This window comes from Yersinia sp. 2541 StPb PI, from assembly GCF_052217145.1.
Taxonomy (GTDB): Bacteria; Pseudomonadota; Gammaproteobacteria; order Enterobacterales; family Enterobacteriaceae; genus Yersinia; species Yersinia enterocolitica_E.
The window spans coordinates 1,251,185-1,266,512 of record NZ_JAZGQB010000001.1 but is presented as its reverse complement, the minus strand read 5'-3'; the positions used below and the strand labels follow the sequence as shown (position 1 = coordinate 1,266,512).

Below are 15,328 nucleotides of genomic sequence, written 5' to 3'. Positions count from 1 at the left end.
TCGCACCCCTTTATTTGGCCTGGGGGGCAATTATGTTCATTGGTTTTGACTACGGCACAGCAAACTGCTCAGTTGCCGTGATGCGGGATGATGCTCCCAACTTACTGGCACTGGAAAATAATGACGTCTATCTGCCCTCCATGTTGTGCGCGCCAACACGGGAAGCGGTCAGTGAATGCCTGCACCGCCACTGGCAGGTACCCACCGGTAGCGACGAAAATCAGCAGCTATTACGCCGGGCCATGGCATTCAATCGCGAAGAGGATATTCCGGTTGCTGCCGACAGTCTGACATTTGGCCTGTCTGCCCTCGCCCACTATATCGAAGACCCTGAAGACGTATACTTTGTAAAATCACCTAAATCCTTCCTAGGTGCCAATGGGCTGAAACCTCAGCAATTGGCGCTGTTTGAGGATTTGGTCTGCGCCATGATGTTCCATATCAAACGTCAGGCAGAATCCGTACTGGCATCAGAAATTAGTCAGGCCGTAATTGGTCGTCCAGTCAACTTCCAAGGCTCTGGCGGTGAGGATGCTAATCGCCAGGCAGAAGGGATTTTACTGCGCGCCGCCCAACGCGCCGGTTTTCGCGATATTGCTTTCCAGTTTGAACCGGTCGCGGCAGGGCTAGATTTTGAAGCGACGCTGACAGAAGAAAAAACCGTACTAGTGGTGGATATCGGTGGTGGTACCACTGACTGTTCGGTGCTATTGATGGGGCCTAAATGGCAGGGGCTGGCAGACCGTCAACAAAGCCTGCTGGGTCACAGTGGTTGTCGCGTTGGTGGTAACGATCTGGATATTATGCTCGCGTTTAAACAACTGATGCCGCTGTTTGGCATGGGGGGCGAAACCGAAAAAGGGATTGCTCTGCCGTCACTGCCCTATTGGAATGCCGTTGCGACTAACGATGTTCCGGCACAGAGCGATTTCTACAGCACGGTTAACGGCCGCTTCCTGCGTGATTTGATTCGTGACGCGGCCAATCCACAGCAAGTAGAGCGCCTGCTGAAAGTGTATCAACAGCGCCTGAGTTATCGTTTAGTTCGGGCGGCGGAAGAGAGCAAAATCGCGCTATCCGAACAAGTACAAGTAGCGACTGCACTGAATTTTGTCGAGCCAGAGTTAGGCCAGACTATCAACCAGCAACAGCTTGCTGAAGCCATATCTCAGCCACTACAACGGATTCAGGAACAAGTCAGTTTGGCATTATCCACCAGCCATATCACTCCAGATGTCATTTATCTGACAGGCGGCAGTGCTCGCTCCCCGTTATTGCGAACCGCCCTGCAACAGCAACTACCGGGTATCCCGTTGGTGGGTGGCAATGACTTCGGCTCAGTGACCGCCGGTTTGGCCCGTTGGGCGCAGACCCTGTATCGTTAATGCTATTTTGATTACCCACTGCGCAGTGGGTAATCAAGAAACAGATCACATCACTTAATCGAATATCAACCGCAGCCAAACCCTATCAGTTTTGAATCCTAAAATTATAAAAACCAAAATCCCACATACCCTGACACTACTTCCATATTTCCTCCATTTTTATCCGGTAAATCCCCGCTAAACTAGTAACATATCAATACCCAATTGATTGCATCTATGTGCGCATAACAAAATAAACAAAAAGGACTCCCGCCATCATGAAAGCTCAATCCAAACGCACTTCCAGGGTACTGATGTTACTCGGGGCGGTGGTGGCGATTACTGTTGCTATATTTGCCTGGCGCTATTTTAGCGCGGCCACCACCAACACCGCGCCAGGTGCGCAGCACACCGCTGGCGGGACGACAACAGCCCGCGCCGGTGGCCGACGTAATATGCCCATGTCGCCGGTACAGGCGGCCACCGCCACCGAACAAGCCGTACCCCGTTATCTTACCGGCCTAGGTACCGTGATTGCCGCCAATACCGTCACCGTGACCAGCCGGGTCGATGGCCAATTAATGGCAATCCACTTTACTGAAGGGCAACAGGTCAACGCCGGTGACTTACTGGTGGAGATCGACCCACGCCCTTATCAGGTACAACTGACCCAAGCACAGGGCCAACTGGCAAAAGATCAGGCCACGCTGGACAATGCCCGCCGTGATTTAGCCCGCTACCAAAAATTGGTGAAAACCGGGGTCATTTCACAACAAGAGCTCGATACTCAAGCCTCGTTAGTGCGCCAAAGTGAAGGCAGTGTTAAAGCCGATCAAGGCGCTATCGACAGTGCCAAACTGCAACTGACTTATAGTCGAATTACCGCCCCAATATCTGGCAAAGTGGGCCTAAAACAGGTCGATGTCGGTAATTACATTACCAGCGGTACCACAGCCCCCATAGTGGTGATCACTCAGACACATCCGGTTGATGTGGTCTTTACGCTGCCAGAAAGCGATATCCCCGCTATCATGCAAGCGCAGAAAAATGCGGCCAAAAATAACACTACCGTGCCAGTAGAAGCTTGGGATCGCACCAATAAACAGCGACTGGCGCAGGGCTATTTGCTCAGTATTGATAACCAAATTGATACCACCACCGGCACCATTAAGCTGAAAGCACGCTTTGCCAATAACGATGACATCCTGTTCCCCAACCAGTTTGTCAACGCCCGTATCAAAGTCGATTTACTGCAAAATGCTGTGGTGGTGCCAACCGCCGCCGTACAAATGGGTAACGAAGGGAGCTTTGTCTGGACCCTAAATGATGAAAATAAAGTCAGTAAGCATCTGGTCACTACCGGTATTCAAGACAGCAAACAAGTGGTTATTAGCGCCGGCCTGAATGCGGGTCAACGCGTGGTCACTGACGGTATTGATCGCCTGACCGAAGGCTTACAGGTCGAAGTGGTAACACCACGGGCCGCAGCAGCAAACCAAACGGGTGTCGCAGAGAAAGCAGCCACGGAGGAGAAAGCCACACATCGGGGCAGAAGAGCGACGAGTAACACTGTTCCTGCGGAGAAATCCTGATGCAAGTGATGCCTCCAACACCTGGTGGCGGGCCGTCACGGCTGTTTATCCTGCGCCCGGTTGCCACCACATTATTTATGATTGCCATTCTGCTGGCCGGGATTCTCGGTTACCGCGCGCTGCCGGTTTCTGCCCTGCCGGAGGTTGATTACCCGACGATTCAGGTGGTGACACTCTATCCTGGGGCCAGCCCGGATGTGGTGACATCATCCATTACCGCGCCGCTGGAGCGCCAGTTTGGCCAAATGTCCGGCCTCAAGCAGATGGCATCACAAAGTTCGGGTGGTGCGTCAGTGATTACGCTGCAATTCCAGCTTACTTTGCCACTGGATGTAGCAGAGCAAGAGGTGCAGGCTGCCATTAACTCCGCCACCAATCTACTGCCCAATGATCTGCCTTACCCCCCGATTTACAGCAAAGTGAATCCGGCTGATCCGCCGATTATGACCTTAGCCGTGACCTCCACTGCCATCCCGATGACGCAAGTAGAAGATATGGTCGAAACCCGGATTGCGCAGAAAATATCGCAAGTCACCGGGGTCGGTCTGGTCACTATTTCCGGCGGACAGCGCCCCGCCGTGCGGGTGAAACTGAATGCCCCGGCGGTCGCCGCATTGGGGCTGGACAGCGAAACCATTCGTACTGCCATCAGCAATGCTAACGTCAATTCTGCCAAGGGTAGCATCGATGGCCCCACCCGTTCGGTGACATTGTCGGCTAATGACCAGATGAAATCTGCCGAGGATTACCGTGATCTGATCATTGCATACCAAAATGGAGCGCCGATCCGCTTGCAGGATGTCGCCACCATTGAGCAGGGCGCGGAAAATAACAAACTGGCTGCATGGGCCAATACCCAGCAGGCGATTGTGTTGAATATCCAGCGCCAGCCGGGGGTCAACGTCATTGCCACCGCGGACAGTATTCGCGAGATGCTGCCGGAGTTGATCAAAAGCTTGCCCAAGTCGGTTGATGTCAAGGTACTAACCGATCGCACTACCACCATCCGCGCCTCCGTCAGTGACGTGCAGTTTGAGTTATTGCTCGCCATTGTGCTGGTGGTGATGGTGATTTATCTGTTTCTGCGCAATGCCGCAGCCACCATTATCCCCAGTGTCGCAGTACCGCTGTCACTGATCGGGACCTTTGCGGCGATGTATTTTCTCGGGTTTTCAATCAATAGCCTGACGTTAATGGCGCTGACCATTGCCACGGGCTTTGTGGTCGATGACGCCATCGTAGTGATAGAGAATATCTCTCGTTATATCGAAAAAGGCGAGAGACCGCTGGATGCGGCGCTGAAAGGGGCCGGAGAGATTGGCTTTACCATTATTTCACTCACCTTCTCATTAATTGCAGTGTTGATTCCGTTGCTATTTATGGGCGATATCGTGGGCCGGCTGTTCCGCGAATTTGCCGTAACACTGGCGGTGGCGATCCTGATTTCAGCGGTAGTTTCGCTGACTCTGACCCCAATGATGTGCGCGCGGATGCTCAGTTATGAGTCACTGCGTAAGCAAAACCGCCTGTCACGCGCCAGTGAGAAGTTCTTTAACTGGGTGATCGCCCATTATGCCGTGGCACTAAAAAAAGTGCTTAATCATCAATGGATAACCTTGGGTGTAGCGGTGAGCACACTGGTCCTGACGGTGCTGCTTTACTTGCTGATGCCGAAAGGTTTCTTCCCGTTGCAAGACAATGGTCTGATTCAAGGAACCCTGGAAGCACCGCAATCCGTTTCATTCAGTAATATGGCGGAACGCCAGCAACAAGTGGCCGCCATTATCCTTAAAGATCCAGCGGTAGAAAGCCTGACCTCATTTGTCGGCGTTGACGGTACCAATGCCACGCTGAACAATGGCCGGTTGCAGATTAACCTTAAACCACTCAACAGCCGTGACGATCGCATCCCACAGATCATTACCCGCTTACAGGAAAGCGTTACCGGCGTCCCAGGGATTAAACTTTACTTACAGCCGGTACAAGATCTGACCATTGATACGCAACTGAGCCGGACACAATATCAGTTCACCCTGCAAGCCACGACACTTGAGGAGTTGAGCACTTGGGTACCGAAGCTGGTTAGTCAGTTGCAGCAACAAGCTCCCTTCCAGGATGTCACCAGTGATTGGCAGGACCGAGGATTGGTGGCGTTTGTTAATGTCGATCGCGATAGCGCCAGCCGTTTAGGTATCACGATGGCAGCTATCGACAGCGCACTATATAACGCCTTTGGTCAACGCCTGATTTCCACCATTTATACCCAAGCCAACCAATACCGCGTGGTGCTAGAACATGACGTGCAGGCCACGCCGGGCTTGGCGGCGTTTAACGATATCCGCCTGACCGGCAGCGACGGTAAAGGGGTGCCGCTGAACAGTATTGCCACCATTGAGGAGCGCTTCGGGCCATTATCGATTAACCATTTGAATCAATTCCCGTCAGCCACTATCTCCTTCAATCTGGCACCGGGATATTCCTTGGGTGAGGGGGTAAACGCGGTGACACAAGCTGAGCAGGCAATTCAGCTACCGGCGGATATCACCACCCGCTTCCAAGGCTCTACGCTGGCATTTCAGGCCGCACTCGGTAGCACGCTGTGGCTGATTATCGCCGCGATTGTGGCGATGTATATCGTGCTCGGCGTGTTATATGAAAGTTTTATTCATCCGGTCACTATCTTGTCAACTCTGCCCACCGCCGGTGTCGGTGCCTTGCTGGCGCTGATGCTGACCGGCAATGAGCTGGATGTGATTGCCATTATCGGCATTATTCTGCTGATCGGAATTGTAAAGAAGAATGCCATCATGATGATCGACTTTGCACTGGCCGCAGAGCGGGATCAGGGGATGACCCCGTATGATGCTATCTATCAGGCGTGCTTGTTACGTTTCCGCCCGATTCTGATGACCACATTGGCAGCGCTGTTTGGTGCATTGCCATTAATGCTCAGTACCGGGGCCGGGGCCGAGCTACGCCAACCGCTGGGTGTGTGTATGGTCGGCGGGCTGATTGTCAGTCAGGTACTAACCCTGTTTACCACTCCGGTTATCTATCTGTTGTTCGATAAACTGGCACGCAACTCCCATGGCAAAAATCGCTATCGCCATCAGGATACTGACACACCTGAATTACCCCATGGACAGGAGCAGCCGTGAAATTCTTCGCTCTGTTCATCCATCGCCCGGTGGCTACCACCCTGCTGACACTGGCTATCACCCTCAGCGGAATTATCGGTTTTAGCTTATTGCCGGTATCACCGCTGCCGCAGGTGGATTATCCGGTGATTTCGGTGAGTGCATCGATGCCAGGGGCCGATCCTGAGACCATGGCGTCCTCAATTGCCACACCGCTGGAACGCGCACTGGGCAGAATTGCGGGCGTCAATGAAATGACCTCTACCAGTTCATTGGGCAGCACGCGGATCATTCTGCAATTCTCCCTCAATCGAGATATCAACGGTGCGGCCCGTGATGTGCAGGCAGCGCTTAATGCCGCGCAAAGCTTGCTGCCCACCGGCATGCCAAACCGCCCGACCTATCGTAAGATGAACCCGTCGGATGCGCCCATCATGATAATGACGCTGACCTCGGATACCTTTACCCAAGGTCAGTTGTATGATTTTGCCTCTACCAAATTGGCGCAGAAAATTGCTCAAACCGAGGGGGTCAGTGATGTCTCGGTGGGAGGCAGTTCCCTGCCTGCGGTGCGGGTTGAATTGAATCCTGGGGCGCTGTTTAACCAAGGCGTTTCGCTGGATGCGGTGCGACAAGCAATCAGCGCCGCCAACGTTCGCCGCCCACAAGGTGCTATCGATTCCAGCCAACAGCACTGGCAGGTGCAGGCCAATGATGAGATCAAAACCGCAGAGGGTTATCGCCCACTGGTGATTCATTACAACAATGGTTCAGCGGTACGGCTACAGGATGTCGCCACGGTGGTGGACTCAGTGCAAGATGTGCGTAACGCCGGGATGTCCGATGGTAAACCGGCGGTGCTGTTAGTAATCAGCCGCGAGCCGGGGGCAAATATTATCGCCACCGTCGACCGGATTCGAGCAGAACTTCCGGCCCTGCGTGCCTCGATCCCCGCCTCAATTCAGTTGACTATTGCACAAGATCGCTCGCCGACCATTCGTGCTTCGTTAGATGAAGTGGAGCGCTCATTGATGATAGCCGTAGCTTTGGTGATTCTGGTGGTATTCCTGTTTCTGCGCTCCGGCCGTGCCACGCTTATTCCCGCGGTTGCCGTGCCGGTTTCGTTGATCGGAACATTTACCGCTATGTATCTGTGCGGTTTTAGCCTGAATAACTTGTCATTGATGGCATTGACCATCGCCACCGGCTTCGTAGTTGATGATGCCATTGTGGTGCTGGAGAATATTTCCCGCCATCTGGAAGCGGGGGTAAAACCAATGGCCGCCGCCCTGCGCGGGGTGCGCGAAGTGGGCTTTACCGTGTTGTCGATGAGTATTTCGCTGGTGGCCGTATTTATTCCACTGCTGCTGATGGAAGGGTTACCGGGCCGTTTATTCCGCGAATTTGCCATAACACTGTCGGTGGCTATCGGCATCTCACTGGTCATTTCCCTCACCTTGACGCCAATGATGTGCGCCCATTTGCTACGATCACACCCGGTTGGTCAGCAACCCCGGATTCGCGGGTTTGGTAAAATGCTGCTGTCTATTCAGCAAGGTTATGGTCGCTCACTCAATTGGGTACTGGGTCATACACGTTGGGTGATGGTGGTGCTGCTTTCCACTATCGCGCTCAATGTTTGGCTCTATATCAGTATCCCGAAAACCTTTTTCCCCGAGCAGGATACTGGCCGGATGATGGGTTTTATTCAAGCTGATCAAAGTATTTCGTTTCAGTCGATGCAGCAGAAGCTGAAGGATTTCATGAAGATAGTCAACGATGATCCGGCGGTCGACAATGTCACCGGCTTCACCGGTGGCTCACGCACGAATAGCGGGTCGATGTTTATCTCGCTCAAACCCTTGAGTGAGCGCAGTGAGAGCGCTCAGCAAATTATCACTCGTCTGCGTGCCAAACTAGCCAAAGAACCGGGGGCGAGCCTGTTCCTTGCACCGGTGCAGGACATTCGCGTCGGTGGCCGTCAAGCCAACGCCAGTTATCAATTTACGCTGTTAGCAGACGATTTAGCCGCACTACGTGAATGGGAACCCAAAGTCCGCGCCGCGCTGGCTAAATTGCCGGAGCTGGCAGATGTTAACTCTGACCAGCAGGATAAAGGCTCGGAGATGGCACTGACTTACGATCGCGAGACCATGGCGCGCTTGGGGATTGATGTGTCCACAGCCAATGCCCTGTTAAACAACGCCTTTGGTCAACGGCAGATCTCCACCATTTATCAACCGTTGAACCAATACAAAGTGGTGATGGAAGTTGCCCCCCAATACACTCAGGATGTCAGTTCGCTCGATAAGATGTTTGTGATTAATAGCAGCGGTCAGTCAATTCCATTGTCTTATTTCGCCAAGTGGCAACCGGCCAATGCACCACTGTCGGTTAATCATCAAGGCTTATCCGCCGCCTCGACCATCTCATTTAACTTACCGGAAGGCGGAAGTTTATCTGAAGCAACCGCCGCCGTTGAGCGGGTAATGACGGAACTTGGGGTGCCTGCCACCGTGCGCGGCACCTTTACTGGTACCGCGCAGGTATTCCAGGAAACACTGAAATCGCAGTTGTGGCTGATTATGGCCGCTATCGCTACGGTGTATATCGTGCTCGGGATGTTGTATGAGAGCTATATTCATCCACTGACCATTCTGTCCACACTGCCCTCTGCTGGGGTGGGCGCGCTACTGGCGCTAGAACTGTTCGACGCCCCCTTTAGCCTGATCGCACTTATTGGCATTATGCTATTGATTGGTATCGTGAAAAAGAACGCCATTATGATGGTGGACTTTGCCCTCGACGCGCAACGTAATGGCAATCTCAGCGCCCGCGATGCTATTTTTCAGGCCAGTTTATTGCGCTTTCGGCCGATTCTAATGACCACATTGGCCGCCTTGTTCGGGGCGCTGCCACTGGTGCTAAGCAGTGGTGATGGGGCAGAGTTACGTCAACCACTGGGGATAACCATTGTCGGTGGGCTGGTAATGAGCCAACTGCTAACGCTGTATACCACACCGGTGGTTTACCTCTATTTTGACCGATTACGCAGCCGCTTTAGTAAGCAGCCGCTAATGAAGCTGGAATAGCCTATGGCGATATACCCAGGCGGCAAGCGAGAGAGTCCCGATGAGCTGACTTATATTTTAAGGTCAAAACCCGTAAGTGATTCGGGTAAGCGAATGCAGTCAACACAGCAGCAGGTTGAAAGATGACGGGTATACGCTGGCAACTGTGGATCGTTGCCTTCGGTTTCTTTATGCAGACGCTGGATACCACCATCGTCAATACCGCCCTGCCCTCGATTGCGGCCAGTTTGGGTGAAAACCCATTGCGTATGCAATCGGTCATTGTGTCGTATGTGTTGACGGTGGCTGTGATGCTGCCCGCTAGCGGGTGGTTGGCTGATCGTGTCGGGGTTAAGTGGGTATTTTTCTCAGCAATCATTCTGTTTACCCTTGGTTCACTGATGTGCGCGCAATCTGAAACCCTGAATGAGCTTATCGCCTCTCGCGTGATTCAAGGGGTCGGTGGCGCAATGATGGTACCCGTGGGCCGCCTGACGGTGATGAAGATCGTGCCACGCGAACAATATATGTCGGCGATGGCCTTTGTCACCCTACCCGGCCAGATTGGGCCATTGGTTGGCCCGGCGCTGGGGGGATTTCTGGTGGAATACGCCAGTTGGCACTGGATCTTCTTGATCAACCTGCCAGTGGGGGTGATTGGCGCGTTAGCTACTCTGATGCTGATGCCTAACTACACCATGCGTACCCGTCGCTTTGATATCAGCGGCTTTATCATGCTGGCTATCGGCATGGCAACCCTAACACTGGCGTTAGATGGCCATAAAGGGCTGGGTTTGCCACCGCTGGCAATTGCGGGTTTAGTCTTGTCTGGGATGTTGGCTCTGGCCGGATATTGGTGGCATGCCCGAGGTAATAACGCTGCGCTATTTTCACTGCGATTGTTCAAAAACAAATCCTATGCCCTTGGCCTGACTGCAAGTATGACTGCGCGCATTGGCAGTGGCATGCTGCCCTTTATGACCCCGGTTTTCCTGCAAATCGGGCTGGGATTCACGCCGTTCCATGCAGGTTTAATGATGATCCCGATGATTATCGGCAGTATGGGCATGAAGCGAATTATCGTGCAGGTGGTTAACCGCTTCGGCTACCGGCAAGTGTTGGTCAGCGCGACATTGCTGCTGGCGGTGGTTAGTCTGAGCTTCCCACTGGTGGCACTGATGGGCTGGCTATGGCTACTGCCGGTGGTGCTATTTTTCCAGGGAATGGTTAACGCACTGCGCTTCTCCACCATGAATACCTTAACCCTGAAAGATTTACCAAACCGCCTTGCCAGTAGCGGCAATAGCTTGCTGTCGATGGTGATGCAACTCTCCATGAGTCTGGGGGTCAGCACCGCCGGGATATTATTGGGCGTGTTTGCGCATAATCAGGTGGTAACCAATACCTCGGCCACCCACAGCGCGTTCTTGTACAGCTATATGTGCATGGCCATTATCATTGCTCTGCCCGCCCTGATATTTAATCGCGTGCCACCGGATACCGGCACCAATCGTAATCTGGCCCGCCAACCCATTAAACCAGCCAACCGATAGAACAGGTGAAAACATAATGAGAATCGGCATTACCGGAAAACTGTTTATGGCGATATTTGCTACCTGCATGCTGGTGTTGATCACGATGCACTGGGGGGTTAGAGCCAGTTTCGAGCGCGGTTTCATTGACTACATCAAACAGAGCAATGAGCAGCGTATCGCCATGTTGGGAGACGCGCTTGAGGTGCAATATCAGCGTTACGGTAACTGGGATTTCCTGCGTAATAATGATCAGGTGATTTATCAGATCATGCGCTCTTTCGAGCAGAGCAGTGATAACAGCCGCAATCTGCCGCCACGAGGCTGGCGCGCTCAGTTCTGGGTGGTCGATAATCACAATAATCTACTGGTCGGACACACCGGTCAGGTGCCGAAAGAAGCTAGCCGTCGCGCCATCAAGGTGAATAAAAACGTGGTGGGCTGGGTGATGTCGACTCCCCCCGAAAAACTGACGCGTAATGCAGATATTAACTTTGACCAGCAACAGCGCCGCACCAGTTGGATTATTGTCGGCTTATCAACCCTGCTGGCGGCAGCGGTGACCTGGGTTTTATCGCGCGGGATGTTAGCACCGGTAAAACGGTTAGTGGAAGGCACTCACCGCTTAGCTGCCGGTGATTTCAGCACTCGAGTGGCGGTCAGTAGCCGTGACGAACTGGGCCGTTTGGCACAAGACTTTAACCAACTTGCCAGTTCGTTGGAGAAAAACGAGCAAATGCGGCGCGACTTTATGGCCGATGTCTCGCATGAATTACGCACGCCACTGGCGGTACTGCGCGGCGAGTTGGAGGCGCTACAGGATGGTGTGCGGCAACCAACACCTGAATCCTTGATCTCACTGCAAGCCGAGGTAGGAATTCTGACCAAACTGGTCAACGACCTGCATCAGTTATCGCTCTCAGATCGTGGTGCACTGGCCTACCGTAAAACCCAACTGGATGCCGTGCGTCTGTTACAAATCGCTATCGCCAGCTTCCATGGCCGTTTCCAAAGTAAAAATATCACCATTACTGCCCATCTGCCTGAACAGGCAATAATGTTCGGCGACCCCGACCGATTGAATCAGCTATTTCATAATTTACTGGAAAACAGTCTGCGTTATACCAATGAAGGCGGGCAGCTTGAGATTATCGCACTGCCAGAAGAAGAAACATTAACCCTACACTGGCAGGACAGTAAACCGGGCCTTAGTGATGAACAGCTGCAACGTATTTTTGAGCGTTTTTATCGCACCGAAAGCTCACGTAACCGCGCAAGCGGCGGCTCAGGACTAGGGCTGGCGATATGCCACAATATTGTCGAGGCCCACGGTGGCAAAATCAGCGCCGAACATTCACCTTTGGGTGGCCTGCGGATTACGGTAGTATTTCCGCTATTCCATTCCATAGGGTAATTCATTGTAATGCACGAGCCGCTTCAGTCTGCCAGCCAATCTGGCTCCGTATTGATTGTTGAAGATGAACCGAAGCTCGGCCAGTTATTGGTCGATTACCTACAGGCTGCGGGTTATCAGACCCAATGGCTCACCAGGGGTGACGAGGTAGTGGCGGCAGTCCGTCAGTCGCCACCGGCCATTATTTTGCTGGATTTAATGTTACCCGGTAGCGATGGCATTACCATTTGCCGAGAAATTCGCCGTTTCTCTGATGTGCCGATTATGATGGTGACGGCAAAAACCGAAGAGATTGATCGATTACTGGGGCTGGAGATCGGTGCTGACGACTATATCTGCAAACCCTATAGCCCGCGGGAAGTGGTGGCGCGGGTCAAAACCATTCTGCGCCGCTGCCGACCGCTACCGCAGCAGCCAAGTGATACGGTGCCACTGCTGATTGATGAATCCCGCTTTCAGGCCAGTTATCTGGGCCATCAGTTGGAATTGACCCCGGCAGAATTTCGTCTGCTGAAAATACTGGCAACTCAACCAGGCCATGTGTTTAGCCGTGAGCAACTGCTGAATAATCTGTATGACGATTACCGCGTAGTGACGGATCGCACTATCGATAGCCATATCAAAAATCTCCGGCGCAAGCTGGAATCACTCGATGGCAAGAAGCCATTTATCCGTGCAGTGTACGGTATGGGGTATCGCTGGGAAGCAGAGATCTGTCGTTTACTGTAATGCCGTCTTTGCCAAAGGTGCGTTATGTTGGTGGTGCATAGCGCATTGACCTGACATCCGGTCAACGTTGACTACACTCATTAGAGGTATCACAACCAACAGGAGAACCACTATGACCATGGGTCACTATGAGCTTAATAAGGCAAAGAATGGGCAGCACTATTTCAATCTAAAAGCCAGCAATGGCGAAACTATTCTCTCCAGTGAGATGTACGCCAGTAAGGCTTCGGCTGAAAACGGCATATCATCAGTGCAGAGTAACTCGCCACTGGAAAGCCAATATGAGCTGAAGCACAACGTCAAAAATGAACCTTATTTCGTTTTGAAAGCGAAAAACCATCAGGTTATTGGCGTCAGTGAATCCTACAGTTCTGACGCTGCTGCCAAAAAAGGCATTGCCTCCGTAATAAAAAATGGCCCGACCACCATAATTAAAGATCTGACGCTGTAATTTTTATTTATCTGATAGTGCTATTTTACCTACATTCGTTGCTTAAAGGTACCCGCGCGGGGCGAGTGACCGCGCATCTCATTTCAAACGCTCCTGATCTTCGGTTACCGCTGCAAACTCTTTCGCCAGCATTTTTTTCAATACTTGCTGGTTACGTGGCAATAAACCTATTTTCAAACCAAAAGGCCGAAAAACACGCCCAAGCACAGATAACGTCTGGCCCCCTTTATCAGTTTCAATATCAGACAGAGTACGTCGGCTGATATTAACCAAAGATGAAAACTCGTCCTGAGACATGGTTAGCATCTCTTTTCTAAGTTTGCGCAGTAATTCCCCTGTAGATATCTGTTCACTAAATAGCTGGCTTAGTAACATCAGTAACAAGTTCTCACGCTCTTGCGGTGAAAGTTTCACTTTCATAAATGTGCCCAGCGTTGTAATTTTTCATCCAAATAATCAAAAGCCATTCCCGGCATATTAAGAATGCTGTCCGGTACTCCTCGCATTTTAAGACGAACCTTCAAACCTATTAGATTTTCAGCCACTTGCTGGAATGCCAAAAAGACACTGTCAGGGTCAGCAAGATCAGATAACTCAGTAATAATACCCTTCCAGTCGAAATTCCCTCCCTCTTCATAAGGCGACCCCCATTGAGTCACTCTGGGAATACCTTCAGGATCTGCTTTCATCGGGGCAAAATCATAGATAGGCGAGAGCCAGATCCCCTCAGGCCGTTTAATTAATGCAGTATTGCGGCCATGATTGTCAGAATTACCAAAAGCGACGTTTAATAAATCTCGCTTAATCATTTCAATAACGAGAGCTTCAACATTTAAAGGCCGACCTAATTCATTAACTTGATACTGAGAAGTCAGTTTTTTTACTAAAGTTCGGATTACCTCAAAATGATTTAAATAGCTACCCGAAGCAACATCCATAACTGAATAAAGTGACTCCAGACCATATTGAACTCGCTTATTCTCAATTGAATCAATATCAAAGCGAGGTAACCATAAAGAAGGATAATTATCTCCCTCTATCAGCCTCATCTTTTCAGTCTTTATCGTATCGATACCAATGCTTGCCAGTTCCTGATAAAAGTGATACTCAGCACGTAAAATATCGCAATCAATAGTGCTACGCTTCCCTCTTGGGAATTTAATTAAATAATGAGTATCTTGGTTACTGATGCCATCCTGGAAAGTATCAATCCAGATTTCATCATTATCTGAACAACATAATAGTAGCTTCGGCGCTTCGCCACCGGCCCCTGTCGCCCCCCCTGCCGAGGCCCCTCTTTGCTGCGCATATTCCAAAAAAGATGAGTCACGCTCAACTACGTCCTGCAATGTAAAGCGGATATGGTTTAACTGGCTATCAGGATGTAACTCAGGTATTGCATCTTTTATTCGCATATTGCCAACAGGGGCGATAGTGCCCGTTTTCAGCAAAATATAATCCTGCTCGCTCGCTGACATTGATTGCAGACCAAGTTGGTTAACCCAATAGCGGCGGCTTGCGCCTGCGGGCATTATATCGTCAATAAAAGCAAACCAATGCTTAGACGAATAGGTGTGAGCTAATTCAACCGGTAAATTTATGCTACAACTGAATTCATCATCACGATACATCCACTCAATAGCATAATCGCCGTCATAGCCTAGCACTGCCGCGCCTTGCCTTCCACGAGCCGGCTCTGTAAAAGTCAGTTCAGCAGCATCATGCCAAAGGCCGTGATTGAAGATCTGTATCGTTAGTTTAGCCACAAACACCTCTTGAGCAAAAAACTGCTCATATAAAGAATAAATCAGTATTTATGTGCAAAATATTACTCAAAGAAAATCATTTAGTCAAAAAATGAGCAAAAAATCGCTCAATTAACGAATTTTTCCTTTATGCTCCAAGACATTAAAATCCGCTTAAACTGATCCAGATCATTTAAACCCTACAAAAATTGTGCGATGGCTGATTTTCCTGATTGGCAAGGTTACAATCCCCGGCTTTTAACCACCCCTTCGGGCGTGGTTCTGACTTGAAC

At 51.2% G+C, this 15,328-nt stretch carries 10 protein-coding genes; 8 read left to right on the top strand and 2 right to left on the bottom strand.

Going from position 1 to position 15,328, the window contains the following annotated elements; translation table 11 throughout:
• The first annotated feature begins 32 nt into the window (after positions 1 to 32).
• The 8 genes from yegD (at position 33) to V1953_RS05525 (ending at position 13,290) form a co-directional block, all read left to right on the top strand.
• On the top strand, positions 33 to 1,385 hold the full coding sequence (gene yegD, locus V1953_RS05560) for a molecular chaperone (RefSeq protein WP_442850739.1): 1,353 nt from the start codon (positions 33 to 35) through the stop codon (positions 1,383 to 1,385).
• A 257-nt stretch (positions 1,386 to 1,642) separates the two neighbouring features.
• Entirely contained in the window at positions 1,643 to 2,956 is a 1,314-nt protein-coding gene (locus tag V1953_RS05555; RefSeq protein WP_442850738.1) for an MdtA/MuxA family multidrug efflux RND transporter periplasmic adaptor subunit, read from the top strand.
• Positions 2,956 to 6,114, top strand: coding sequence for an MdtB/MuxB family multidrug efflux RND transporter permease subunit (locus V1953_RS05550; RefSeq protein ID WP_442850737.1), 3,159 nt, complete (start codon positions 2,956 to 2,958; stop codon positions 6,112 to 6,114). Before V1953_RS05555 ends, V1953_RS05550 begins: the two co-directional genes overlap by 1 nt.
• On the top strand, positions 6,111 to 9,185 hold the full coding sequence (gene mdtC / locus V1953_RS05545) for a multidrug efflux RND transporter permease subunit MdtC (RefSeq protein ID WP_442848567.1): 3,075 nt from the start codon (positions 6,111 to 6,113) through the stop codon (positions 9,183 to 9,185). The genes V1953_RS05550 and mdtC overlap by 4 nt, the downstream gene beginning before the upstream one ends.
• Positions 9,186 to 9,307: 122 nt before the next feature.
• A complete protein-coding gene (locus tag V1953_RS05540; RefSeq protein ID WP_420073064.1) occupies positions 9,308 to 10,717 on the top strand; it encodes an MFS transporter in 1,410 nt (469 codons plus the stop codon).
• A gap of 16 nt (positions 10,718 to 10,733) precedes the next feature.
• Positions 10,734 to 12,110: a two-component system sensor histidine kinase BaeS gene (gene baeS, locus V1953_RS05535; RefSeq protein ID WP_372569456.1), complete on the top strand. Its 1,377-nt coding sequence runs from the start codon at positions 10,734 to 10,736 to the stop codon at positions 12,108 to 12,110.
• A 9-nt stretch (positions 12,111 to 12,119) separates the two neighbouring features.
• A complete protein-coding gene (gene baeR, locus V1953_RS05530; protein ID WP_083163251.1) occupies positions 12,120 to 12,839 on the top strand; it encodes a two-component system response regulator BaeR in 720 nt (239 codons plus the stop codon).
• A gap of 112 nt (positions 12,840 to 12,951) precedes the next feature.
• Positions 12,952 to 13,290 (top strand): YegP family protein, encoded by a 339-nt coding sequence (locus V1953_RS05525; RefSeq protein WP_083163248.1) that lies wholly within the window; start codon positions 12,952 to 12,954, stop codon positions 13,288 to 13,290.
• 78 nt (positions 13,291 to 13,368) lie between these two features.
• Here the strand turns inward: V1953_RS05525 and V1953_RS05520 are convergent, their stop codons facing one another.
• Both V1953_RS05520 and V1953_RS05515 read right to left on the bottom strand, forming a co-directional pair.
• Positions 13,369 to 13,710 (bottom strand): helix-turn-helix transcriptional regulator, encoded by a 342-nt coding sequence (locus tag V1953_RS05520; protein WP_050084756.1) that lies wholly within the window; start codon positions 13,708 to 13,710, stop codon positions 13,369 to 13,371.
• Positions 13,707 to 15,056, bottom strand: coding sequence for a type II toxin-antitoxin system HipA family toxin (locus V1953_RS05515; RefSeq protein ID WP_372569457.1), 1,350 nt, complete (start codon positions 15,054 to 15,056; stop codon positions 13,707 to 13,709). Before V1953_RS05515 ends, V1953_RS05520 begins: the two co-directional genes overlap by 4 nt.
• Positions 15,057 to 15,328: the final 272 nt, after the last annotated feature.